The following is a 23,690-nucleotide window of genomic DNA, read 5'->3' as shown; positions in this document are numbered from 1 at the left end:
ATGACACTTCTTCTCGAGCTGGCTCACGGCTTGCCCTGGCTCTACTTCTCGCTGGTTTTTCTCTTCTCCCTGATGATCGGCAGCTTCCTTAACGTAGTGATCCACCGCTTGCCCATCATGCTGGAGCGGGAGTGGCAGGCCGAGTATCGCGGCTACTTTTCCCCCGATGAGGAGGCCACTGCGCCAGAGCGCTACAACCTGATGGTCCCCCGCTCCGCATGCCCTCACTGTGGCCACGCCATCACAGCGCTGGAGAACATCCCGCTGTTGAGCTGGCTCTGGCTCAAAGGGCGTTGCCGTGACTGTCAGGCCCCCATCTCGGCCCGCTATCCGCTGGTAGAGCTGCTGACCGCCCTGCTCTCGGTGGCCGTTGCCATGGTCATAACGCCGGGCTGGGGCACACTGGCCGCCCTGTTCCTGACCTGGGTACTGGTCACCCTTACCTTCATCGATCTCGACAAAATGTTGCTGCCAGACCAGCTCACCCTGCCCCTGCTGTGGGGCGGGCTGCTGTTCAATCTGGCAGGTGGTTTCGTGCCGCAGGCGGATGCCGTGATCGGCGCCATGGTGGGCTATATGGTGCTCTGGAGCCTCTACTGGGCTTTCAAGCTGCTCACTGGCAAGGAGGGGATGGGCTATGGCGACTTCAAGCTGCTAGCAGCTCTGGGCGCCTGGCTCGGTTGGCAGGCGCTGCCCATTATTTTGCTGCTCTCATCCCTGGTCGGCGCCGTGATCGGCATCAGTCTGATCGCCTTGCACAAACACCATCAGGGCAAGCCTATCCCCTTCGGCCCCTACCTCGCCATCGCGGGCTGGATCGCCCTGTTGTGGGGCGATACCATCACCCGCTGGTATCTCTCTACCCTGCTTTGAGCAAGAGGCCCCCATGTATGTAGTTGCTATCACAGGTGGTATTGGCAGCGGCAAGACCACCATCGCCAATCAGTTTGCTGCGCTGGGTATCGAGGTGGTGGATGCCGATGTGATCGCCCGCGAGGTCGTAGAGCCGGGCACCCCGGCTCTTGCCGCCATCGCCGACCATTTTGGCCCGGATGTGATTGATCCGAGCGGTCAACTCGACCGTCGCGCCCTGCGCGAGCGGGTCTTCAGCGACCCACAGGCCAAGGAGTGGCTCAATGCTTTGCTTCACCCGCTTATTCGCAGCGAAATGCAGCGCCAATGTGCCGCGGCCAGTTCTCCTTACTGCCTGCTGGTGGTGCCGCTGCTGGTGGAGAACAAACTCACTGGTCTCGCCAACCGTGTGTTGGTGGTCGATGTGGATGAAGCCACCCAGATTGAGCGCACCTGTCGCCGTGATGGGGTATCGGCCGAGCAGGCCCGAGCCATCATCGCTGCTCAGGCGAGCCGGTCGGAACGTCTCGCTGCGGCGGATGATGTAATCGAAAACCACAATGGCAGCGAAATGGCGATTAAAACGCGGATTTTGGCGCTGCACGAGACATATCTGGCAATTGCCTCTCAACAAGGCCGCCAAGTGTGAGTACACTAGGCCGGTTTATGGCTGGCCAGGATTAGGCATGATTTACGATTTCCCCCTCAATGAAAAAAGCCGGACCTATCTTCGTCTGGAGTCCCTGTTTTCCCAGATCCGCGACAATCTGGAGAGTGAACAATCCTGGGCACATATCGCCTTCTTCAAGGGGCTGTTCGATCTGCAGGAGTTGCTGGAGCGTGGTGACCTGCGCGCCGACCTCATCAAGGATCTGGAGCGTCTCGGCCAGCGTCTGAGCCACTGGGCCAGCCTGCCCGACGTCGATCTGGAGCAGATCAAACTGATGCAGCAAGAGAGCAGCCAGCTCTCCCGCAACCTGCTCAACTCGCCACGCCCGGGTGCCCGCCTGAAAGAGGATCGTCTGCTCGGCTCCATTCGCCAGCGTTTCTCCATCCCGGGTGGCCTGTGTGCCTTCGATGTGCCGCAGCTGCACCACTGGCTCGGTACCCCGGCCATCACCCGTCACCAGCAGATGCAAGGCTGGCTGAGCGACATTAACCTGCTGATGAATGCCATCACCCTGCTGCTGCGCCTGTGGCGTGAATCAGGCAGCTTCAGTGAGCAGGTTGCCAGCAACGGTTTCTTCCAGGACACCGCCGAGAGCGCCGAGCTGATCCGCATCAAGCTGCCGGGCAATCTGTTCTGCTACCCGACCCTGAGCGGCCACAAGAACCGCTTCGCCCTGCGCTTTCTGCCCACCGCAGAACAGCCGATTGGCGACGTGCCGTTCCAGCTCGCCTGCTGCTAAGGAGCGCTTATGGTCACCAAGGTAAAGTGTCCGACCTGTCAGAGCGAAGTGGAATGGGGCCCGCAGAGTCCGTTCCGCCCCTTCTGCAGCAAGCGCTGTCAGCTGATCGATCTTGGCGAGTGGGCCGATGAAGAGAAGCGCATTCCCGGCGAAATCAACCCTGATCTGCTGCCGGAGCCGGAAGAGGGTGACCAGTGGCTATAAGCCTCCGGTCACTCACCTCTGCAATATGAAAAAGGGCCGATTGGCCCTTTTTTCATGCTTGTTGATTACTACCGGCTCACGCCAGCAGGCCTTGAAGCCGCGCTACAATCGGGCCATTGGCATCGGGGAAGTGGTAGTTGTTCAGCTCGGCCACCGGCACCCACAGACACTCCTGCCCCTCCTTGCCGAACGGCTCGCCGCTGAAACGGGTCACCTTCCAGATATCCAGCAACACCTGCTTCTCGGGGTAGTCGTGCTGCAGTTCCATAAAGGGGGCACAATCCAAAACCCGGATGCCGATCTCTTCCCACAGCTCCCGATCCAGCGCAGTCAGCAGATCCTCGCCCGACTCCACCTTGCCACCGGGAAACTCCCAGCGATCCCCCTGATGGCGATCGGAGGAGCGTCTGGCGATGAAGATATCGCCCCGTTCATTCTCGATGACGCCAACCGCCACCCAGATCCGTTTTTTCTGTTCCATCAATTACCTCTGTTCGCTTGTTGCCACCAATAACAAGGCGGGCACTTGGCCCGCCTGTTATGGCATAGCGTCGATCAGGTCAACTGACCGTGGCAGTGCTTGTACTTCTTGCCGGAGCCGCACGGGCAGGGATCGTTGCGACCAACTTTCTGCTCGTCGCGCACGAAGGTGGTGTGGCCCTCTTCGCCTGCGGCCTGCTCATCGGACAGCTGGCTCTCAGCTGCGGCGTGGGTATAGGTACGGGGAGCGGCTTCCGCCTGCTGGCGCTGCTGCTCTTCCATCGCTTCCACATCGCGCTCCTGCACCTGAACACGGCTCAGGATGCTCACCACGTCGCGCTTGAGGGTTTCCAGCATCTGGGTGAACAGATCGAAGGATTCGCGCTTGTACTCCTGCTTGGGGTTCTTCTGGGCGTAACCGCGCAGATGGATGCCCTGACGCAGATGATCCATGGCCGCCAGATGCTCTTTCCACAAGCCATCCAAAGTTTGCAGCATCACTGCCTTCTCGAAGTTGCGCAGCACCTCTTTGCCGACCAGCTCCTCCTTGTGGGCATAGAGCTTGGTGGCTTCGTCCAGAATGCGCTCGCGCAGCTTCTCTTCGTACAGCTTGTCATCTTCCGCCAACCACTGTTGCAGCGGCAGATCCAGCGCGAAGTCCGCCTTCAGGCGCGCTTCCAGACCCGGCACATCCCACATCTCTTCCAGAGACTGGGGCGGGATGTATTCGTCGATCACCGCACCGTAGACGTCGTCACGGATAACATGGATGGTCTCGGAGATGTCGTTGGTATCCAGCAGCTCATTGCGCTGCTCGTAGACCACCTTGCGCTGGTCGTTGGCAACGTCATCAAACTCCAGCAAGCTCTTGCGGATGTCGAAGTTGCGACCTTCCACCTTGCGCTGGGCATTTTCGATCGCCTTGGTGACCCACGGGTGCTCGATGGCCTCACCCTCTTCCATGCCCAGCTTCTTCATCATGCCGGTCACGCGATCGGAGGCGAAGATCCGCATCAGGGTATCTTCCATGGAGAGGTAGAAACGGGAGGAGCCCGGGTCACCCTGACGACCGGAACGGCCGCGCAGCTGGTTATCGATACGGCGGGACTCGTGACGCTCGGTACCGATAATGTGCAGACCACCGGCGGCCAGCACCGCATCGTGACGCACCTGCCAGGCGGCTTTCAGCTCGGCAATCTGCTCGCTGGTCGGGTTCTCCAGCTTGGCAAGCTCTGCCTGCCAGTTACCGCCCAACACGATGTCGGTACCACGACCGGCCATGTTGGTGGCGATGGTGACCGCACCAGTCTGACCGGCCTGGGCAACGATCTCCGCTTCCATGGCGTGGAACTTGGCGTTCAGCACCTTGTGCGGGATCTTCTCTTTGGTCAGGATACCGGAGAGCAGCTCGGAGTTCTCGATAGAGACGGTACCAACCAGTACAGGCTGGCCCTTCGCCACGCACTGACGGATATCTTCGATGATGGCGGCATACTTCTCGTTGGCGGTCAGGTAGACCAGATCGCCCATGTCCTTGCGCACCATCGGCTTGTTGGTCGGGATAACCACGGTATCCAGGCCATAAATCTGTTGGAATTCAAAGGCTTCGGTATCTGCAGTACCGGTCATGCCCGCCAGCTTGTTATAGAGACGGAAGTAGTTCTGGAAGGTGATGGATGCCAGCGTCTGGTTCTCGTTCTGGATCTTCACCCCTTCCTTCGCTTCAACGGCCTGATGCAGACCATCGGACCAGCGACGACCCGGCATGGTACGGCCGGTATGCTCGTCAACGATGACGATCTCGTCCTTCTGCACGATGTAGTCGACGTTGCGCTCAAACAGGGTATGGGCGCGCAGACCGGCGTTGACGTGGTGCAGCAGGCTGATGTTGGAGGCGGAGAACAGGGAGTCGTTCTCGTCCAGCAGCCCCTCTTTCTTGAGCAGCTCTTCCACGAAGATCTGACCGTTTTCGGTCAGCAGCGCCTGACGGTTCTTCTCATCCACCGTGTAGTGACCGTCGCCGGTGTACTCTTCGGTGTCTTCCTTGTCCTGCTTGACCAGCAGCGGGATCAGCTTGTTGACGCGAATATAGAGCTCGGAGCTGTCTTCGGCCGGGCCGGAGATGATCAGCGGAGTACGAGCTTCATCGATGAGCACCGAGTCCACCTCATCCACCAGCGCATAGTTGAGCGGACGCTGGACGCGCTGCTCCGGCGAGAACGCCATGTTGTCACGCAGGTAGTCAAAACCGAATTCGTTGTTGGTACCGTAGGTGATGTCGGCGGCGTAGGCATCACGCTTCTGCGACGCATCCATGCCGGGCACGTTGCAATCGACGGTCATGCCAAGGAAGGCGAACAGCGGACGGTTCGCTTCCGCATCACGCTTGGCCAGGTAGTCGTTCACCGTGACCACGTGCACACCACGGCCACTCAGGGCGTTCAGGTAAGCTGGCAGGGTTGCGGTTAGGGTTTTACCTTCACCGGTTTTCATTTCCGCGATGCGGTTGGAGTTCAGCACCATGCCGCCGATCAGCTGCACGTCGAAGTGACGCATGCCGAACACCCGCTTGGAGGCTTCACGCACGGTCGCGAACGCTTCCGGGAGCAACTGCTCCAGGGTCTCACCCTGCTCGATACGCTGACGATATTCAGCCGTTTTGGCCTGCAACTCGGCATCGGAGAGAGCCTCGAACTGCGGCTCCATGGCATTGATCTGTTTTACAATTTTGCGCAAAGCCTTGAGCGTTCTGTCGTTCCGGCTGCCGATAATCTTGGTAAGCAGTGTGCTAATCATGGGTACCAACTATTTCTGGTTATAAAAGCGTTCCGTCACTGGAACCTGAAGAAAAAAACCTAACCCCGTCTGGCACTGAGAAAGCGTGCGGGGTTGACCTGACGACCATCTTTCAACACTTCGTAATGCAGATGGACCCCGGTCGCGCGACCGGTGCGTCCCATCAAGGCAATCTTCTGACCCTGATCAACCAAGGTGCCCACCTCGACCAGCAACTTGGAGTTGTGGGCATAGCGGGTGACCAGGCCATTGCCGTGATTAATCTCCACCATATTGCCAAATTCCGGATGACGGCCCGCCCAGCTGACAATGCCGGGCCCGGTAGCCAGAATCGGGGTTCCGGGTTTGCCACGGAAATCGACCCCTTTGTGCATCTTGGCACGCCCGTTGAACGGATCGACCCGTCCACCAAACCCGGACGAGACCCAAACTCGCTCCTGTTTGACTGGCGTGCCGGAAATAAAACCGGCATCGGTGATATGGTGATTCATGATGAAAGATTCAAGTACCGACAGCTGCTCTTCACGGCTGCTGAGCTGCTGGCTGAGGTGCTTCATCGAGGCTTGCAGCTCGTTGAGGCTCACTTCCAGCTCTTCATCATAAGAAGGGCCGCCCATGGGGGGCAGCTCTTTGAAATTGAACTCGTCAGGATCGAGATCGGCCTGCTCGGTCAATCGTTCGCCGAGGGCATTGAGACGGCCAAGCTGGCCCTGCATGGTGCCCACCTGAGCAGCCAGCATCGCCAACTGTTCACGGGCTTCGTCACCACTCTGGTCAACGGACTGTTGCTCGGCAACGGCAAGCGCCACTTCCAGCGCCTCCATTTTCTGGTGCCAGCTCTGCCAGAGCCAACCACCACCAAAGGCCAACAGGGAGAAGAGAATACCGCCGACCCAGGCCAGACGTTGTTTGGGCAGGTGCAACTTGCGTCGCTGCTTGCCGTGGAGGATCAGGGTAATGCTCATAGAAATCAGTCTGCTCGGTCAGGTGCGGCCAGGAGCCTGCACGGGAAATAAAACCGGGAGATAATCGGTATTAAAGGATGGAGTAAACAAATGACGGAACGTCGGTGCGGAGAGAGGACCGACGTTCCGTTGCACAGCTATCAGGCCAGAACCAGACCGTTATCGTAGTAAGCGATAGGCGCTTTGTCGCCCTCACCCTCGAAGGTCACCAGTTCCCAAGCCTCCTGCTCGGCCAGCAAGGCACGCAGCAGCTTGTTGTTCAGGGCATGTCCGGTCTTGTAGGCACGGAACTCACCGATGATGCTGCGGTTACACATATAGAGGTCACCAATCGCGTCCAGCATCTTGTGCTTGACGAACTCGTCCTCATAACGCAAACCGTCTTCGTTCAGCACCCGATAGTCGTCCAGTACCACGGCGTTTTCCAGGCTTCCGCCCAGCGCCAGGTTCTGGGAACGCAGGTACTCGATATCGCGCATGAACCCGAAGGTACGGGCACGGCTAATCTCTTTCACGAAGGAGGCACCGGAGAAGTCCAGCACGCAACGCTGATTGCGCCCTTCAAAGACCGGATGCTGGAAATCGATCTCGAGATCCATCTTGAAGCCGTTGCGATAGGGGTGGAATTCCGCCCACTTGTCGCCATCTTCAACCCGGATGCTCTTCTTGATCCGCACAAACTGCTTGGCAGCATTCTGCTCACGGATCCCGACTTCCTGCAGCAGGTAGATAAAGGGATGCGCACTGCCGTCCATCACCGGGATCTCGGGCGCGTCAACCTCAACGTAGAGGTTATCGATCCCCATCCCGGCCAGTGCGGCGGAGAGGTGCTCAATGGTAGAGACACGGACACCGGCTTCATTGACCAGAGCGGTACAGAGCACGGTATCGCGCACCTGATCGGCATTGGCTGGCAGCTCCACCACAGGATTCAGGTCGGTACGCAAGTAAACGATCCCTGTGTTCACAGGCGCCGGACGGAACGTCATGGTGACTTTCCGGCCCGAATGCAGGCCGACACCAGTCGCCTGTACACTCGTTTTCAAGGTTCTTTGTCTAATCATGGGTGTACCCTAAACAGCTTAAAATCCGGACCAGATGGTCGTTGGCAGGCCATCTTAGCACATTCCTTGAACAACAAACAAACGAGAGCCATAAGAGACTTAGTCAGCTTGCTTGCGCAGGAACGCCGGAATATCCAGGTAATCCGGTTCACGACGAGCTTGCGGCTCGGCGTTGACCACCTTGGCCGGGGCTTCGTCCATCACGCGGCCTTGCATCATGTCGCTAACCAGCGGCTGACGCACCGGGCGCTCTTGCACCTGGCTGCTCTTGACCAGTGTGATGTCAGGCTTGCGCTCGGCACCGATACCGGTAGCAACCACGGTCACACGCAGTTCGTCGTGCATTTCCGGATCGATTACAGTACCCACAACTACAGTGGCGTTCTCGGAAGCGAAGGCCTTGACCGCGTTACCCACGGTTTCGAACTCTTCGATGGTCATATCCATACCGGCGGTGATGTTGACCAGGATGCCACGGGCGCCAGCCAGATCCACATCTTCCAGCAGCGGGCTGGAGATGGCTTTCTCGGCCGCTTCTTCAGCACGGTCATCACCAGAGGCGGAACCGGTACCCATCATGGCGGTACCCATTTCACGCATCACGGTACGCACGTCCGCGAAGTCGACGTTGATCAAGCCCGGGCGGGTGATCAGCTCGGCAATGCCCTGTACCGCGCCAAGCAGTACATCGTTGGCCGCCTTGAAGGCATCCAGCAGGGAGATACCGCGACCCAGCACCTTCAGCAACTTGTCGTTGGGGATGGTGATCAGGGAGTCGACGTTCTTGGAGAGCTCCTCAATGCCGTGCGCGGCGAAGCCCATCCGCTTCTTCCCTTCAAAGGAGAACGGCTTGGTCACCACAGCAACGGTCAGGATGCCCATCTCGCGTGCCACTTCGGCCACGATCGGCGCAGCACCGGTACCGGTACCACCACCCATACCGGCGGCGATGAACACCATGTCGGAACCGGTCAGCAGCTCACGCAGTGCTTCGCGATCTTCCATGGCCGCATCACGACCCACTTCCGGATTGGCGCCGGCACCCAGACCCTTGGTGATGCCACCGCCGATCTGCAGCGTAGTGTTGGCGCTGGAGTTACGCAGTGCCTGGGCGTCGGTGTTGACGGTAATGAACTCAACACCCTCAATATTTTGACGAACCATGTGCTCGACAGCGTTACCGCCGCCGCCACCTACACCGATCACTTTAATGACGGCTTCGTCAGTGTGGCTATCCATAAATTCAAACATGTTGTCTCTCCGCTTTATTTGCCTGACTCAGCAAAATTCTTAGAACTCGCCACGCAGCCAGTTGCTAACCCGTTTGACCAGGCCACCGACGCTTGCCTTGGCGGCATATTCTTTGTTGCTACCTGTGGCTTGATGGGTGCGGCCATATTGCAGCAACCCGACCGCAGTCGAGTACACCGGTGCCTGCACGTAATCACTCAAACCACGTATGTTCATGGGCTCTCCCACCCGGACCTGGCTCTGGAAGATCTGCTCTGCACACTCCACAATGCCTTCAATCTGGGCAGCGCCGCCGGTCAAGACCACACCGGCTGCCAGCTGATGCTTGACCCCCTGCGCTTTCAACTCGCTCTGTACCCGCACCAGCTCATCATTCACCATGGAGAGCAACTCGGTGTAACGGGGCTCAATCACTTCAGCCAGTGTCTGCCGTTGCAGGCTGCGCGCCGGGCGACCGCCGACACTGGGTACTTCAATATTGTCTTCCTTGCTGACCAGACGGCCTAGGGCGCAACCGTAGCGCACCTTGATCGCTTCCGCGTCGAGCGGCGGCGTGCCAAAGGCGTAGGCGATGTCGCTGGTCACAGTGCTGCCAGCATACGGGATCACCTTGGTGTGGCGCAGGGCACCGCCGGTAAACAGCGACATATCCATGGTGCCGCCACCGATGTCCACCACGCAGACACCCAGCTCTTTCTCGTCTTCGGTCAACACCGCATAGCTGGAGGCCAGCGCGGAGAAGATCAATTGATCCACGCGCAAGCCGACCTTCTCCACACATTTCTCGATGTTGCGGGCCATGTCGTTGTGGCAGGTGATCAGGTGAACCTTGGCCGCCATCCGCACACCGGAGAGGCCGACCGGATTCTTGATCCCTTCCTGATAATCGATGGCAAACTCCTGAGGCAGCACATGCAGCACCCGCAGCTCGTCGGAGAGGCGAACCGACTTGGCAGTGTGGATCACGTTGTCCACATCCTCCTGGGTCACCTCTTCATCGGAGATGGGCACCATACCGGTCTCGTTGCGGCAATCAATATGCTTGCCGGACAACCCCAGATAGACCGAGCTGATCTGGCAATCTGCCATCATCTCGGCCTCTTCCACCGCGCGGCGCAGTGACTTGACCACGGAGTCGAGGTCATTGACCCCGCCCTTCTCCATTCCGCGAGAAGCGTGACTGCCCATACCGATGACATTCAGTTCACCGTCCGGCAATACTTCCCCGACCAGAACCGCCACCTTGGTTGTGCCGATATCCAGTCCGACAATCAAATTCCTATCTGCGGTGTTGGTCATGCACTTTCTCTTCGCTCTTCTTCCAGCCAACTGCCATTCCGGTGTCGTATCGAAGATCCACGTAGGCGACTTGCGCACGAGGTTCGATAACCGGGAAGGCATCGATAAACCGCTGCAGCCGGAGCGCAATGTCATTGCGTCCCAGGAACAGCTTGATATTGCCATCCAGGGTCAGTTCCCAGGCATGGCGGGGGGTCAGATTCACCCCCAGCAACTTGTATCCCTTGGCAGCCAGTTGCGACTCGTACTGCCGACTCTCTTTCAACACCCGGGCGGCCTGGTCATCCGGCCCTGACAGCTGCAACAGCGGCGTCTTGACCCGATCCGGGGCACTGAATACCTTGCCCCTGGTGTTGACGAAGCGGTTGCCATTCCAGCGCGCCGCCACATCTTGTTCCGTGAGGTAGATCTTGATCTTGTTCGGCCACTTCTTTCGTACCGAGACCGAGGCCACCCATGGCAAGGCATTGAGCCTTGCCTGCAATTCGTTGACGTCCAATTCGAAGAAGTTGCGCAGCTCGGCGCCATCCAGCACGGCCATCCGCAGCTCTTCGGTTTGCAAATACTGGTGTTGCCCCTGCAGCAACAGCTCGCTCATGGGCAACCGGTTGGCATCTGTCAGCCAACCTTTAACATCCAGCGCCGTCCGGTAGCAGCCCCATATCACCAGCAGGAAAAATGCTACCCCTGCGATGAAGCCACCCTTGGTGCGCCCCTGTGCCCTTGCCTCCACCCGATCGATCCCCGTGTAACGCGCTAAACCGGCCTTTGACAGACCGGTTCGCCATTATATAGGCCCCGGCTTGGCGGTCAAAATACTCATTGGGCCCTCAGGCGCCAGATTTCATGCTATCTATGCTCAATTTCATCTCTCCGAGACGACGGGCCAGCGCCCCGACGTTCCCGGCGCCTTGAGTCAGCACCAAATCCCCCTCGCCGATCAAGTCGGCCAGCACGGCTGGCACGTCATCTGGCGTGGCGACGAAGATGGGTTCCAGGTTGCCACGCGAGCGAATGGAGCGGCACAGTGCCCGTCCATCAGCGCCCGGGATCGGCTCCTCGCCGGCAGCATAAACCTCCAGCATCACCAGCACGTCTACCTTGGAGAGCACATCGGCGAAGTCCTCGTAGAGGTCGCGGGTGCGGGTATAACGGTGCGGCTGGAACACCATCACCAGACGCTTCTCGGGCCAACCGGCACGGGCGGCATTGATGGTGACCTTCACTTCGCTCGGGTGGTGACCGTAATCGTCCACCAGCATCGCCTTGCCGCGACCGGTTTCAAACTCGCCATACTGCTGGAAGCGACGACCGACCCCTTCAAATTTGGCCAGTGCAGAGATGATGGCCTCGTCGCTAACACCGTCCTCTGTCGCGACAGCTATCGCCGCTGCGGCGTTCAATGCGTTGTGAATACCCGGCAAATTGAGGGTCACCTGCAGCTCACCCGCCTCTTTGCGGCGAACACGGAAGCAGCTGTGGTTGGTGGTCTGGACAAAATCCAGCACCTGCACATCGGCATCGTCAGAGAGACCGTAGGTCAAGGTCGGACGGGCAATCTCGGGCAACATGCCACGGATCACCGGATCATCGATGCAGACCACCGCCAGTCCGTAGAAGGGCAGATTGTGCAGAAACTCGATGAAGGTGGCCTTCAGCTTGGAGAAATCACCGCCGTAGGTATCCATGTGATCCGCTTCGATGTTGGTCACGATAGAGACCATCGGCTGCAGATGCAGGAAAGAGGCGTCGCTCTCGTCCGCTTCGGCAATCAGGTAGCGGCTGCTGCCCAGGCGGGCATTGGTACCGGCACTGTTGAGCAGGCCACCGATGACGAAGGTCGGGTCGCGGTCGGCTTCGGCATAGATACTCGCCACCAGACTGGTGGTGGTGGTCTTGCCGTGGGTACCAGCGATGGCGATACCGTGGCGGAAACGCATCAGCTCGGCCAGCATCTCGGCACGGCGCACCACCGGGATCCGCAGTTCACGGGCAGCCAGCAGCTCCGGGTTGTCCTGCTTGATGGCAGTAGAGACCACCACCACGCTGGCACCCTCAACGTGTTCGGCACTGTGGCCGACGAAGATGTGCGCGCCCAGTCCGGCCAACCGTTCGGTCACGGCGTTGCGAGCCAGATCAGAACCCGTTACCTGATACCCTTCGTTGGCAAGCACTTCGGCGATCCCGCCCATACCGGCACCACCGATGCCGATAAAGTGGATGCGACGCACGCGGCGCATTTCGGGGATCACAGTACGCAGTTTTGCCAGTTCAACCTTGGTCATAATCGTCTCTTTAGTCTGCCGCAGGCCATGTGCCGTCAAAGCACGGCTGCACGGCGGCATCAATACATACAGGTACAAGGCTGCCCGGTGTCACCGCTGCAACCTTGCTCATCAATCTTTACCACGCTGCCCGGTTGCGAGCTGTTTGCACTCATCTGCAACCCGCTCGGCCGCATCGGTGATGGCGACGCGTCGAGCCGCTTTCGCCATGTTAAACAGGGTCTCCCGGCGACCTGCCAACCAGGTCAAGCGTGCCGCCAGTGAGGCTGTGTTCAGCTCGGACTGGGGCAGAAACTCGGCCGCTCCGCCGTCGACCAGGGTCAGGGCGTTACGGGTCTGGTGATCATCCACCGCATGGGGCAGCGGCACGAAAATGGCGGCCACACCGGCGGCAGCCACTTCGGAAACAGTCAGCGCACCGGCACGGCAGACCACCAGATCGGCCCAGGCGTAGGCGCTGGCCATATCCTTGATAAATTCGCTCACCTCGGCATTGATGCCGTGCTGGGCATAGGCAGCAGAGACAGCCTCGGCATTGCCCTTGCCACACTGGTGACGCACTTCAATGGGCACGCCGGATGCCGCCACCGCAGCAGGTACCTGCTCGTTGAGCACCCGCGCTCCCAGACTGCCACCCACGATCAGCAGATGCAGTGGCTCATCCCCGCTGCGCAGTTGCGGATCCGGCAGGGCGACCACTTCGGGGCGCACCGGATTACCGACCACGGCGGTGCGACGGCTCGGCGCGAAGGCACCCGGAAATGCCATCAGCACCCGCCTGGCGATACGGGCCAGCAGCTTGTTGGTCATGCCTGCAGCAGCATTTTGCTCATGGAGCAGCAACGGGATGCCGGAGAACCAGGCCGCCACGCCACCCGGGCCGGAAGCAAAACCGCCCATGCCGAGCACCACATCAGGACGAACGGTCTTGAGCACCTGACGCGCCTGCAGGATCGACTTGACGATGCGATAGGGGGCAACCAGCAGTCGCTTGATGCCGTTGCCACGCACTCCCTGAATATCGATGAAGGAGATGGGATAACCGTGGGCGGGCACCAGCTCCGCCTCCATCCGGTCGGCAGTGCCGAGCCAGTGGACAGTCCAGCCCTGGGCCTTCAGGCGATCGGCCACGGCCAGACCGGGGAACACATGCCCACCGGTACCACCTGCCATCACCAACAGAGTCTTGCTCACTAAACCTCCCGCACGCGCGCCTGGGCTGTCGCCTGACGCAACTCAAAATCGATTCGAATCAACATGCTCACCGCCACCGACATGATGATGAGACTGGAACCACCGTAACTCACCAGCGGCAGGGTCAAGCCCTTGGTCGGCATCATGCCGCTGGCCGCGCCGACGTTGACGAAGGTCTGGAAGCTGAACCAGATGCCAATGCCGATCGCCAGATAACCGTCATAGAGCCGCTCTGCCACCAGCGCGCGATGCCCCAGCTTGAGCGCCTTGACCGCCAGTGCAAAAATCAGGAACAGGGCGCCCAGCACCCCGACGTAACCCAGCTCTTCACCGAGGATCGCAAACACGAAGTCGGTGTGCGCTTCCGGCAGGTACTCCATCTTCTGGATAGAGTTGCCAAGCCCTTCGCCAAACCAGCTGCCACGACCAAACGCCATCAGCGACTGGGTCAACTGGTAGCCACTACCAAACGGATCGGCCCAGGGGTCCATAAAGGAGGTCACCCGCCGCATCCGGTAGGGCTCGACGATGATCAGCATCACCACCGAGCCGAGACCCGCGCCGATCAGGGTCAAAAACTGTCCCAGTCGGGCTCCGGCCAGAAACAGCATGCCAAACGAGGTAACGAACATCACCACGGTGGAACCCAGGTCAGGCTGCAACAGCAGCAAGACCGCCAGCACCCCGAACACCGCCAGCGGTTTCAGGAAGCCGATCCAGGCTTCACGCACTTCGCTCTGGCGCCGCACCAGATAGCCGGCCAGATAGACAAACAGCGCCAGCTTGCCAAACTCGGCAGGCTGCAGGTTGAAGGGGCCGAGCGGCAACCAGCGCACCGCACCGTTGACGTTGCGCCCCACCAGCAGCACCAGTACCAGCATCAAGATCGCCAGCAGCAGCATGGGGCCGTTGTGCTGTTGCCAGCGCGCCATCGGCACCTGCAACACAAACCAGGAGATACCGAGCGCCATCACCAGAAACAGGGCGTGACGTTTCACAAACATGAAGGGGTCATCCCCCAGCGCAATCCCTTCGGGGATCGACGCCGAGGCCACGATGACCACCCCGACCGCCATCAGAGAGAGTGCCAGCAGTACCAGCTGCCGATCGTAGAGACCGGCAGGACGCGCCGGTAACAACCAGCGCTGGAACAGACCTGCTGCTGCGCGAAGGGCGTTCATAGCGCCAGCACCATCTCGGTGAAGCGATCGCCGCGCACCTCGAACGACTTGAACTGATCGAGGCTGGCACAGGCTGGCGCCAGCAGCACCCAGTCACCGGGCTTGGCATCGGCCGCCGCTTTGGCAACCGCAGCGGCCAGGTCGGCCACCCGTTCGGTCTGCTCGCCCAGTGCCAGCAGCACCTCGGCATCCTGACCGAAGCAGTACATGTGATCGATCTGGTTGCCCAGCAGCGCCTGGATCGGGCCAAAATCCTGCCCCTTGCCCTGACCACCGGCCAGCAGCAACAGGCGCCCCTTGACCGACTCGCGCACACCGGCAACGGCAGCCAGCGTGGCCCCCACGTTGGTGGCTTTGGAGTCGTTGATCCAGCGCACCCCGTTCACCTCCCGCACGAAGCGGGCACGATGGGGCAAGCCCTCGAAACGACGCAGCACGGTAAGCTGAGCCGCACGGGGAATACCGACCGCATCGCACAGCGCCATGGCCGCAAGGGCGTTGGCCTGATTGTGGGCACCGACGATCTTCATCTCGTCCACCGCCAGCAGCGGTTCGCCGTGCAGGGTCAACCAGTAGCGACCATCCAGCAGGCAACGGCCATAGCCATTGCAATCGAGACCAAAGCTCTGCCACACCTGACCTACATCGGGCAGGGTCTGGGCATCGTCACGATTGACCAGAATGTGTTTGGAGTGCTGATGGATCTCCATCTTGGCGGCGCGATAGTCGGCCATGCCCTGATAACGATCCATGTGATCTTCTGAGAGGTTCAGCACCACGGAGGCGGCAGCACGCAAACTGTGAGTAGTTTCCAGCTGAAAGCTGGAGAGCTCCAGCACACAGAGATCCATCGGCTGCTTGAGCAGCTCCAGCGCCGGTGTACCGATATTGCCGCCCACACCGACCTTGAGTCCCGCTTCGGCAATCATCTCACCCACCAGGGTGGTAACGGTGCTCTTGCCGTTGGAGCCGGTAATGGCAATGACCGGAGTCTGGGTCTCGCGAACAAACAGTTCGATGTCACCGACGATCTGCACACCACACTCGGCAGCCGTTTTCAGTTCGGGGGTCGCCAGCGCGATACCCGGGCTCGCGACAATCATGTGCGCCTGCTTGAGCAGCCCCTCGTCGAGACCGTGAATGAGCTCTACCTCAGGCGGCAGTTGCTCCTTGCCGGGCGGGTTGGCGCGGGTATCCATCACCAGTGGCGTCACGCCACGGCCGAGGAAGTAATCGACACAGGAGAGCCCGGTTTTGCCCAATCCGATGATGATGACCATGGCCTTACCTCACCTTCAGGGTGGCAAGACCCAGCAGAACCAGCACGAGGGTGATGATCCAGAAGCGCACGATGACGCGCGGCTCCGGCCAGCCCTTCTTCTCGTAGTGGTGATGGATCGGCGCCATGCGGAAGATTCGCACGCCGCGCAGCTTGTATGAACCCACCTGCAGGATCACTGAGACGGTCTCCATCACGAAGACGCCGCCCATGATCACCAGCAGGAACTCCTGACGGACCAGCACGGCGATGGTACCGAGCGCGCCGCCCAGCGCCAAGGAACCAACGTCCCCCATAAAGACCTGCGCCGGATAGGTATTGAACCAGAGGAAACCCAGACCCGCCCCGACAATGGCGGTACAGACGATCACCAGCTCGGAGGTATAGGGCACGTAGGGAATGTGCAGGTAGTTGGCAAAGTTGACGTTACCGGTGGCCCAGGCGATCAGGGCAAAGCCGCCCGCCACCATCACGGTCGGCATGATGGCCAGGCCGTCGAGACCGTCGGTCAGGTTGACCGCGTTGGAGGTGCCAACGATGACAAAGTAGGTCAGCACGATAAACATCAGGCCAAGCTGCGGCATCACATCCTTGAGGAAAGGCACCACCAGCTGGGTCTGCCCCTCATGGGTTGCGGTCGCATAGAGGAACACCGCCACCGCCAGCGCTACCGCGGATTGCCAGAAATACTTCCAGCGTGCGATCAGGCCGTCGGTATTCTTGCGCACCACCTTGAGGTAGTCGTCGGCAAAACCGATGGCGCCGTAGGCACCCAGCACAAACAGCACCAACCAGACATAGGGGTTGTCGAGGCGGCACCAGAGCAGCACAGACGTGAAAATCGCAGCAATGATCATCAGGCCACCCATAGTCGGGGTGCCCCGCTTGCTGAGGTGGGACTCGGGACCATCGTTGCGGATCACCTGACCGAATTTCAGGATCTGCAGGCGACGTATCAGCCGCGGCCCCATCCAGAGGGCAACCCCCAGTCCGGTGATGATCGACAGGATGGCGCGAAACGTCAGGTAGGAGAAGACGTTGAAGAAGGTGAAGTGCGGGGTGAGCAGTTCGGCCAGCCAGACTAGCATGTGGCTGACTCCTGATGGCCTTTGACCATCTCGACGATATCTTCCATGCGGGAGCCACGGGCCCCCTTGACCAGAATCGAAATTTCCTGATGTGTATTTATCATTTGCGCAAGCACTTCAAACAACGATGCCTTGTTATCGAAATGTCGGCCAGCCGCGGCATCTGCGGTGTGGCGACTCTCTTCCCCCACTGTCAGCACGGCATCCAGACCGCGCTCGCGGGCATGACGGCCAACCCGCGCGTGTTGCTCGGCAGACTCCTCACCCAGTTCCCGCATATCACCGAACACCAGTACCTTGAAGCCGCCCATGGCTGTCAGGGCATCGATGCCCGCCAGCACGGATTCCACGCTGGCATTGTAGGTATCATCCACCAGAGTCAGACCACCCCAGCGCTGGACGCAGAAGCGCCCCTTGACCGGCGCCATCTGTTCCAGCCCCGCCTTGACGGAGCCGAGGGATGCGCCGAGGGCCAGACAGCCCGCGGCGGCAGCCAGTGCGTTGGCCACGTTGTGGCGACCCGGGATAGCCAGAGTCAGGCTCAGCTCACCCTGCGGGGTCACCATCACGAACTCGGCGCAGCCTCGCTCATTGAGTACAAGGTTGCGCGCGTGGAACGGCTGGCTCTGATCGTCGATGGAGAAGGCGCACTGAATGCCGCGTTCCCGCCACTTCGGCCAGAATTCGTTGTCGGCATTGACGATGGCGGTGCCACCCTCGCTCAAGCCCTCAAAGATTTCACTCTTGGCGTGGAACACCCCTTCCAGCGAGCCGAAGCCCTCCAGATGGGCCGCCGCCACGTTGTTGATGATGGCGGCATCGGGTTTGGCCAGTGAAGTAGTCCAGGCGATTTCGCCCGGATGGTTGGCACCCAGCTCCATCACCGCAAACTTGTGTTGCGGTTCGAGGCGCAGCAGGGTGAGCGGCACGCCCACCTCATTGTTGAAGTTGCCAGCGGTGGCCAGCACCTCCCCTTCGTTGCGCAGGATGGCGGTTGCCATCTCCTTCACCGTGGTCTTGCCGCAGCTGCCGGTAATGGCCAGCACTTTCGGGTTGATACGCTCGCGCACCAGTTTGCCGAGTCGGCCCAGTCCTTTCAGACTGTCGGCTACCACCAGCTGGGGGATGGCCAGCGGCAGCTCACGCTCGACCAGCAGGGCAGAGGCCCCTGCCTGAACGGCTTGTTCGCAAAAATCGTGGGCATCGAAGCGCTCGCCGCGCAGGGCAACGAACAGGGCACCCGCGCCCAGAGTGCGGGTGTCGGTACTGACGACGGTGATCTCGCCATCGTCACCAATCAGGCGGGCATCGAGTACCTGCGCCAGCTCGGCAAGCCTGAGGGTCATCATTTGAATGACTCCAATAATGTGTGCAAGGCGGCCGCGACGGTTTCCCGGTCGCTGTAGTGCCGCTTGTCGGTTCCAATGATCTGATAATCCTCGTGACCCTTACCGGCCACCAGGATGATGTCCTGTTTACTCGCCTGACCAATGGCCAGCACAATCGCCTTGACCCGGTCGTGCTCCACCTGCACCGCAGCAGGATCGCGAAGACCCGCCACCATGTCGGCCATGATCCGGGCCGGCTCCTCGGTACGGGGATTGTCGTCGGTCAGGATCACGCGATCCGCATACTGCTCGGCCATGGCGGCCATCATGGGGCGCTTGCCGCGATCGCGGTCGCCACCACAACCGATCAGACACCAGAGCTGGCCTGTGCAGTGCACCCGCAGTGCCTGCAATGCCTTCTCCAGCGCATCCGGGGTGTGGGCGTAATCGACTACCGCCAGCGGCGTATCGCCACCGCCAAAACACTCCATACGACCCGTCACCGGCTGCAATTTCGGGGCCGTTGCCAGTAGCTCATGGAAGTCATAGCCGAGCACCAGCATCACGCCCATCGCGGCCAGCACATTGCTGACGTTGAAGCGCCCGAGCAAGGGGGCGGATAATACACCATTCCCCCAGCTGGAGTTAATCTGCGCGCGAAAACCTTGCTGGTGAAAATCGAGCTGCTGCGCCGTTAATTGACGGCCAGAATGGTGTTCAATCGGGCCATCCACACTGAAGGCCACCGCTGCCGGGTATTTTTCGATCCACTTGGCACCCAGCTCGTCGTCACGGTTGATCACCGCATTAGACTCATCGACCAACTGCAGCAACTGCTCTTTGGCCGCGCCATAGGCTTCCATGGTGCCGTGGTAGTCGAGGTGATCCCGGCTCAGGTTGGTGAAAACGGCAGCGGCAAACGGCAGTGCGGCAACACGATGCTGCACCAGACCGTGGCTGGAGACCTCCATCGCCACCAGATCCGCCCCCTGCGCTTGCAGCGCAGCCAGATTGGCTTGCACCTGCACGGCGCTGCCGGTGGTGTTTTCCGCTTCGGTCAAATTGCCGAACAGGCCGTTGCCGATGGTGCCCATCACACCCGCCTTGCCACCCAGCAGGGTGCGCCAGTTGGCGACCAGCAAAGCGGTAGTGCTCTTGCCATTGGTGCCGGTGATCCCCACCAGTTGCAGCTTGTTCGCTGGCTGGTCGTAGAAGGTACCTGCGAGTGCTGAGAGGTGAGCGGGCAGATCCCGCATCCCGATACAGGGAACCGGAGTCGATGGTGGGATAAATTCACCATCCTCCTCAAACACAACAGCGGTTGCTCCTTGAGCCACCGCCTGTTCGATAAACCGTCTGCCATCCACCTGATGACCGCGAATGGCCACGAAGAGCGAGCCGGGGCCAACCCGCCGACTATCCAGCTGGATATCGGTCAGGGTTAGCGCCGGCGCCTGGATACCGAAGGGGCGCAGTAATGCATCAAGTGCGCGGGACAAGAGAAGCCTCCGTACGGGCAAGTTTGGTGGGCACCGCTGGCGGCACCGCATCGGGACGAATATTGAAGAGCTGCAGCACCCCGCCCATGGCCTCTGCAAACGGTGGGGTCGCCACGGCGCCGCCATAATAGGCGCTGCCTTTTGGCTCGTTGATCACCACCACCATGACGAAACGGGGATCACTGGCGGGTGCGAAACCGGCAAACCAGGCCATGTAATCCTTGCCATAGCCACCGGCGACGGCGACCTTGGCGGTACCACTCTTGCCGCCAACCCGATAGCCCGGGATCTTGGCTTTGGGAATGGCGTTGTCGACCACGTACTCCAGCGCCTGCAACATGGCAGCGGCGTTGTTGTGATCAATAACTTGCTCACCCTTGGGCGGCGTAGTCACCTTGACGATGGAGAGCGGCACCCGCTTGCCCTTGTTGGCCAGGGTGGCGTAGGCGGAAGCCAGTTGCAGCGGGGTGACCCGCAGGCCATAACCGAACGAGAGGGTCGCCCGCTCGATATCGGACCAGCGACGACGCTGGGGCAGCATGCCGCTGCTCTCGCCCATCAGCCCGCTGCCAGTATCCATGCCGAAACCGAACATGCTGAGGGTGTTGATCATCTCCTGCGCCGGCATCCGCAACGCGATGCGCGACATACCGATGTTGGAGGAGTAACGCAGGATATCGTAGAGGTTGGTCGCCTTGTGGATACTGACGTCCTTGATCTGCTTGGCACCGATAAAGAGCGGACCACCGGGAATGAAATCTTTCCAGCTGGTGACACCTGCCTGCAAGGCGCTGAGCAAAATCAATGGTTTGACGGTCGAACCCGGCTCGTAGGTATCGGTCACCACCCGGTTGCGTACCCGGAAGCTCTGATACTGGCCGCGGTTGTTCGGGTTATAGGAGGGGGTGTTGACCATTGCGAGCACTTCACCGGTCTTGATATCCAGCATCACCATGGAGCCGGAGGTCGCCTTGTTCTCGTCGGTTGCCCGCTTGAGGGCACGGTAGGCCAATGCCTGCACCCGCTGATCGATATGAGCTGCAGATCGTTGGCGTTCTTGCCCTCTTTAACGATGCCAAGCCGTTCGATGACGCGGCCCTGACGATCCTTGCGCACCCGCATTTCGCCGGGTGTCGCCGTCAGCCACTCGTTGTAGCTGCGCTCAATCCCTTCAATACCGCTGCCATCGATGTTGGTCACCCCCACCAGATGGGCGCTGATCTCGCCGGTCGGATAGAAGCGGCGCGCTTCGGGGCGCAGGTAGACGCCACCCAGCTTGAGCCCCTTGATATATTCTGCCACCGCAGGAGTAACCTGACGCTGCAGATAGACGAAGCGCTTGCTGGGGTTGGCGATGCGGTGTTTGAGGGTATTGATGTCGAGCTTGAGCACGGCGGAGAGCGCCAGCCAGGCTCGCTCATTATTGATGGCACCGGATTCATGCACTGTCTTGGGATCGGCCCAGACAGCTTCGACCGGCACAGAAACCGCCAGCTGCTCGCCGTTGCGATCGGTGATCATGCCGCGCACCGCCGGGTAGAGGTGGTACGCAGGGAACGCATGTCCCCTTCCTGACGCAGACGATCCGGATTGATCACCTGGATCCAGGCCAGACGCAGGATCAGACCCACAAACGCGATGCCGATAAACACCGCAAGCGTGCGAAAGCGCCACGGATAGATCGATGGCGCTTTGACATTCGCTTTGGCAGCTTTGGCTGTAGCCTTGCGTTTCATGGTTGGGTAATTACCTTCTCGGTGGTCACCAGCGGACGACCCATCTGCAACTTGTCCATCGCCAGACTCGCCACCCGGGAGTGTTCAGCCAGGGTGCCCTGCTCCAGCAGCAGGTGGCGCCATTCGATATTGAGGCGATCCTCTTCCGCCATCAGATCGTTCTGCTTGGCCGTCAGACCACGGGTCATGTTGGTCACCAGGATCACGGCAAACGCGGTCACCAGCACGGCGACCGACAGAAAAATCTGCAGCTTGTGCCGCCAGAGATCGGCAACGATCTCCTTGGCCAGATGAACACGCACTTCACTCATCGCTTACTCCGCCAGCCGTTCGGCAACCCGCAGCACCGAGCTGCGTGACCGGCTATTTTCAGATACTTCATGATCAGAAGGCTTGAGCGCCTTGCCGACCGACTTCAATTTGCGACCGCCAGCCAACTGGGCCTCGGTCAACGGAATGCCGTAAGGCACTTCCGGCCCCTTCTCGTGCTTGCGGATGAAATGCTTTACCAATCGGTCTTCCAGCGAATGGAAGCTGATCACAGACAGGCGGCCATGTGGTGCCAGCACGTCCAGTGCACCGTTGAGCGCGGTTTCGATCTCGTCCAGCTCGCTGTTGATATAGATGCGGATAGCCTGGAAACTGCGGGTTGCCGCATGCTTGCCCTTCTCCTTGCTCGGATTGACCCGGGCAATCATCTCCGCCAGTTGGCGAGTGCGCACATAAGGCTCGGTCACACGGTCATGCACGATGGCACGGGCGATCTTCTTGGCAAAACGCTCCTCACCGAAGGTCTTCAGCACCCAGGCGATGTCATCCACATCGGCCTTGGCCAGCCACTCGGCGGCGCTCTGGCCGGAGGTGGGGTCCATCCGCATATCGAGCGGACCATCTTTCATAAAGCTGAAGCCGCGCTCGGCATCATCCAGCTGAGGTGAAGAGACTCCCAGATCCAGCAGGAAGCCATCCACCTTGCCCAGCAAACCGCGCTCATCCAGATAGGAGGCTATGCCGGAGAAGGGGCCGTGCACGATTTCGAAACGGGGATCCTGGATCTTGGCCGCTTCGGCGATCGCCTGGGGATCGCGGTCGATGGCGATCAGGCGGCCATTGGGGCCAAGGTGCTGCAGGATCAGACGAGAATGACCACCACGGCCAAAAGTACCGTCGACGTAGACACCGTCCGGCTTGATGGCCAGACCTTCAACGGCTTCGTGCAGCAGCACTGTGATGTGTTCAGCGGCTTGGGTCATTTATAAAGAGAAATCCTGTAGTCGTGGTGAGCTTGCCCAATCGTCCCCGGGCAGACCCAAGATGTCGTCATTGACCTGTTGTTGCCAGCGGGCTTCATCCCACAGCTCAAACTTGTTGAGCTGGCCCACCAGCATGATTTTCTTGTCCAGCCCCGCATGGTTGCGCAGTGGCTGACTGAGCAGCAGACGGCCATTGCCATCCAGCTCGCATTCAGTTGCATGTCCCAGCAGCAGACGCTGCAAACGGCGCTCTTGCGGATTCATGCTGGAGAGAGTTTTGAGCTTGCGCTCGACCTCTTCCCATTCATTCAGGGGATAAAGCAGCAGACAGGGATGGGCAATATCGATGGTGCAGACCAGCTGGCCGTCGCTTTCGTCGCGCAGCCAATCACGGAATTTGGTCGGAATTGCCAGCCGCCCTTTACTGTCCAGGCTGATGGCATGAGCGCCACGCAACAAATTGCAGTCCCTGAAGGTGAGTGAGCAGGCAGATTGCCCCTCTAAAAACCACTTTGATCCACTTTTCC

At 60.1% G+C, this 23,690-nt stretch carries 21 protein-coding genes and 1 pseudogene; 4 read left to right on the top strand and 18 right to left on the bottom strand.

Translation table 11 applies throughout. From position 1 onward, the window contains the following. The 4 genes from ACTG2O_RS06195 to yacG are packed head-to-tail and all read left to right on the top strand — an operon-like array spanning nt 1 to nt 2,465. Complete coding sequence (locus tag ACTG2O_RS06195) at nt 1-873, top strand: prepilin peptidase (protein ID WP_439975470.1); 873 nt, start codon at nt 1-3, stop codon at nt 871-873. Between the two features lie 13 nt (nt 874-886). Then, a complete protein-coding gene (coaE, locus tag ACTG2O_RS06190; protein ID WP_439975469.1) occupies nt 887-1,501 on the top strand; it encodes a dephospho-CoA kinase in 615 nt (204 codons plus the stop codon). Nucleotides 1,502-1,538: 37 nt separating this feature from the next. Next, nucleotides 1,539-2,261 carry a cell division protein ZapD gene (zapD, locus tag ACTG2O_RS06185; RefSeq protein WP_005336141.1) on the top strand — a complete coding sequence of 241 codons (723 nt, stop codon included), beginning with the start codon at nt 1,539-1,541 and terminating at the stop codon, nt 2,259-2,261. Between the two features lie 9 nt (nt 2,262-2,270). Beyond that, nucleotides 2,271-2,465 (top strand): DNA gyrase inhibitor YacG, encoded by a 195-nt coding sequence (yacG, locus tag ACTG2O_RS06180; protein WP_005336142.1) that lies wholly within the window; start codon nt 2,271-2,273, stop codon nt 2,463-2,465. A 76-nt stretch (nt 2,466-2,541) separates the two neighbouring features. Here yacG and mutT read toward each other — a convergent pair whose 3' ends face one another. From mutT to mraZ, 18 genes and pseudogenes are all read right to left on the bottom strand, one after another. Next, nucleotides 2,542-2,946 (bottom strand): 8-oxo-dGTP diphosphatase MutT, encoded by a 405-nt coding sequence (gene mutT / locus ACTG2O_RS06175; RefSeq protein ID WP_042053534.1) that lies wholly within the window; start codon nt 2,944-2,946, stop codon nt 2,542-2,544. A 74-nt stretch (nt 2,947-3,020) separates the two neighbouring features. Next, a complete protein-coding gene (gene secA / locus ACTG2O_RS06170) occupies nt 3,021-5,741 on the bottom strand; it encodes a preprotein translocase subunit SecA (protein ID WP_439975468.1) in 2,721 nt (906 codons plus the stop codon). 59 nt (nt 5,742-5,800) lie between these two features. Further along, entirely contained in the window at nt 5,801-6,706 is a 906-nt protein-coding gene (locus ACTG2O_RS06165) for a peptidoglycan DD-metalloendopeptidase family protein (RefSeq protein ID WP_323892359.1), read from the bottom strand. 140 nt (nt 6,707-6,846) lie between these two features. Further along, a complete protein-coding gene (gene lpxC / locus ACTG2O_RS06160) occupies nt 6,847-7,770 on the bottom strand; it encodes a UDP-3-O-acyl-N-acetylglucosamine deacetylase (RefSeq protein ID WP_005336146.1) in 924 nt (307 codons plus the stop codon). Nucleotides 7,771-7,869: 99 nt separating this feature from the next. After that, nucleotides 7,870-9,021 carry a cell division protein FtsZ gene (gene ftsZ, locus ACTG2O_RS06155; RefSeq protein WP_005336147.1) on the bottom strand — a complete coding sequence of 384 codons (1,152 nt, stop codon included), beginning with the start codon at nt 9,019-9,021 and terminating at the stop codon, nt 7,870-7,872. A gap of 39 nt (nt 9,022-9,060) precedes the next feature. Then, nucleotides 9,061-10,320: a cell division protein FtsA gene (ftsA, locus tag ACTG2O_RS06150; RefSeq protein ID WP_005336148.1), complete on the bottom strand. Its 1,260-nt coding sequence runs from the start codon at nt 10,318-10,320 to the stop codon at nt 9,061-9,063. After that, nucleotides 10,301-11,053, bottom strand: a complete 753-nt coding sequence (locus ACTG2O_RS06145; protein ID WP_180342833.1) for a cell division protein FtsQ/DivIB — start codon at nt 11,051-11,053, stop codon at nt 10,301-10,303. Before ACTG2O_RS06145 ends, ftsA begins: the two co-directional genes overlap by 20 nt. A 97-nt stretch (nt 11,054-11,150) precedes the next feature. Further along, complete coding sequence (murC, locus tag ACTG2O_RS06140) at nt 11,151-12,605, bottom strand: UDP-N-acetylmuramate--L-alanine ligase (protein ID WP_005336150.1); 1,455 nt, start codon at nt 12,603-12,605, stop codon at nt 11,151-11,153. A 111-nt stretch (nt 12,606-12,716) separates the two neighbouring features. Continuing rightward, the gene (gene murG, locus ACTG2O_RS06135; RefSeq protein WP_005355117.1) at nt 12,717-13,799 is read right to left on the bottom strand and encodes an undecaprenyldiphospho-muramoylpentapeptide beta-N-acetylglucosaminyltransferase; all 1,083 of its coding nucleotides are present in this window, start codon (nt 13,797-13,799) and stop codon (nt 12,717-12,719) included. Beyond that, nucleotides 13,799-14,980, bottom strand: coding sequence for a cell division protein FtsW (gene ftsW, locus ACTG2O_RS06130; protein ID WP_005336154.1), 1,182 nt, complete (start codon nt 14,978-14,980; stop codon nt 13,799-13,801). Before ftsW ends, murG begins: the two co-directional genes overlap by 1 nt. Beyond that, complete coding sequence (gene murD / locus ACTG2O_RS06125) at nt 14,977-16,260, bottom strand: UDP-N-acetylmuramoyl-L-alanine--D-glutamate ligase (protein WP_439975467.1); 1,284 nt, start codon at nt 16,258-16,260, stop codon at nt 14,977-14,979. Before murD ends, ftsW begins: the two co-directional genes overlap by 4 nt. Nucleotides 16,261-16,264: 4 nt before the next feature. Then, a complete protein-coding gene (gene mraY, locus ACTG2O_RS06120; RefSeq protein ID WP_005355120.1) occupies nt 16,265-17,347 on the bottom strand; it encodes a phospho-N-acetylmuramoyl-pentapeptide-transferase in 1,083 nt (360 codons plus the stop codon). Next, nucleotides 17,341-18,696, bottom strand: a complete 1,356-nt coding sequence (locus ACTG2O_RS06115; protein ID WP_439975466.1) for a UDP-N-acetylmuramoyl-tripeptide--D-alanyl-D-alanine ligase — start codon at nt 18,694-18,696, stop codon at nt 17,341-17,343. Before ACTG2O_RS06115 ends, mraY begins: the two co-directional genes overlap by 7 nt. Next, nucleotides 18,693-20,225 carry a UDP-N-acetylmuramoyl-L-alanyl-D-glutamate--2,6-diaminopimelate ligase gene (murE, locus tag ACTG2O_RS06110; protein ID WP_439975465.1) on the bottom strand — a complete coding sequence of 511 codons (1,533 nt, stop codon included), beginning with the start codon at nt 20,223-20,225 and terminating at the stop codon, nt 18,693-18,695. Before murE ends, ACTG2O_RS06115 begins: the two co-directional genes overlap by 4 nt. After that, a pseudogene (locus ACTG2O_RS06105) lies at nt 20,158-21,910 on the bottom strand (penicillin-binding transpeptidase domain-containing protein). Before ACTG2O_RS06105 ends, murE begins: the two are co-directional and overlap by 68 nt. After that, complete coding sequence (ftsL, locus tag ACTG2O_RS06100) at nt 21,907-22,221, bottom strand: cell division protein FtsL (protein WP_005336166.1); 315 nt, start codon at nt 22,219-22,221, stop codon at nt 21,907-21,909. The pseudogene ACTG2O_RS06105 and the gene ftsL overlap by 4 nt, the downstream one beginning before the upstream one ends. Nucleotides 22,222-22,224: 3 nt before the next feature. Then, a complete protein-coding gene (rsmH, locus tag ACTG2O_RS06095) occupies nt 22,225-23,163 on the bottom strand; it encodes a 16S rRNA (cytosine(1402)-N(4))-methyltransferase RsmH (protein ID WP_047438668.1) in 939 nt (312 codons plus the stop codon). Next, nucleotides 23,164-23,622: a division/cell wall cluster transcriptional repressor MraZ gene (mraZ, locus tag ACTG2O_RS06090; RefSeq protein WP_013723406.1), complete on the bottom strand. Its 459-nt coding sequence runs from the start codon at nt 23,620-23,622 to the stop codon at nt 23,164-23,166. It lies immediately after the preceding gene. Nucleotides 23,623-23,690 lie beyond the last annotated feature (68 nt).

It is taken from the genome of Aeromonas sp. 61P (genome assembly GCF_051919545.1).
Classification (GTDB): Bacteria; Pseudomonadota; Gammaproteobacteria; order Enterobacterales; family Aeromonadaceae; genus Aeromonas; species Aeromonas veronii.
Note: the sequence above shows the minus strand (reverse complement) of the source record. Positions and strands in the feature narration are given on the sequence as shown.

What these genes read in the sequence shown, in the direction of transcription:
- ACTG2O_RS06195 (WP_439975470.1), top strand. Translation starts at nt 1, where the DNA reads ATGACACTTCTTCTCGAGCTGGCTCACGGCTTGCCCTGGCTCTACTTC.
- coaE (WP_439975469.1), top strand. Translation starts at nt 887, where the DNA reads ATGTATGTAGTTGCTATCACAGGTGGTATTGGCAGCGGCAAGACCACC.
- zapD (WP_005336141.1), top strand. Translation starts at nt 1,539, where the DNA reads ATGATTTACGATTTCCCCCTCAATGAAAAAAGCCGGACCTATCTTCGT.
- yacG (WP_005336142.1), top strand. Translation starts at nt 2,271, where the DNA reads ATGGTCACCAAGGTAAAGTGTCCGACCTGTCAGAGCGAAGTGGAATGG.
- mutT (WP_042053534.1), bottom strand. Translation starts at nt 2,946, where the DNA reads ATGGAACAGAAAAAACGGATCTGGGTGGCGGTTGGCGTCATCGAGAAT.
- secA (WP_439975468.1), bottom strand. Translation starts at nt 5,741, where the DNA reads ATGATTAGCACACTGCTTACCAAGATTATCGGCAGCCGGAACGACAGA.
- ACTG2O_RS06165 (WP_323892359.1), bottom strand. Translation starts at nt 6,706, where the DNA reads ATGAGCATTACCCTGATCCTCCACGGCAAGCAGCGACGCAAGTTGCAC.
- lpxC (WP_005336146.1), bottom strand. Translation starts at nt 7,770, where the DNA reads ATGATTAGACAAAGAACCTTGAAAACGAGTGTACAGGCGACTGGTGTC.
- ftsZ (WP_005336147.1), bottom strand. Translation starts at nt 9,021, where the DNA reads ATGTTTGAATTTATGGATAGCCACACTGACGAAGCCGTCATTAAAGTG.
- ftsA (WP_005336148.1), bottom strand. Translation starts at nt 10,320, where the DNA reads ATGACCAACACCGCAGATAGGAATTTGATTGTCGGACTGGATATCGGC.
- murC (WP_005336150.1), bottom strand. Translation starts at nt 12,605, where the DNA reads ATGACCAAGGTTGAACTGGCAAAACTGCGTACTGTGATCCCCGAAATG.
- ftsW (WP_005336154.1), bottom strand. Translation starts at nt 14,980, where the DNA reads ATGAACGCCCTTCGCGCAGCAGCAGGTCTGTTCCAGCGCTGGTTGTTA.
- murD (WP_439975467.1), bottom strand. Translation starts at nt 16,260, where the DNA reads ATGGTCATCATCATCGGATTGGGCAAAACCGGGCTCTCCTGTGTCGAT.
- mraY (WP_005355120.1), bottom strand. Translation starts at nt 17,347, where the DNA reads ATGCTAGTCTGGCTGGCCGAACTGCTCACCCCGCACTTCACCTTCTTC.
- ACTG2O_RS06115 (WP_439975466.1), bottom strand. Translation starts at nt 18,696, where the DNA reads ATGATGACCCTCAGGCTTGCCGAGCTGGCGCAGGTACTCGATGCCCGC.
- murE (WP_439975465.1), bottom strand. Translation starts at nt 20,225, where the DNA reads ATGCGGTGCCGCCAGCGGTGCCCACCAAACTTGCCCGTACGGAGGCTT.
- ftsL (WP_005336166.1), bottom strand. Translation starts at nt 22,221, where the DNA reads ATGAGTGAAGTGCGTGTTCATCTGGCCAAGGAGATCGTTGCCGATCTC.
- rsmH (WP_047438668.1), bottom strand. Translation starts at nt 23,163, where the DNA reads ATGACCCAAGCCGCTGAACACATCACAGTGCTGCTGCACGAAGCCGTT.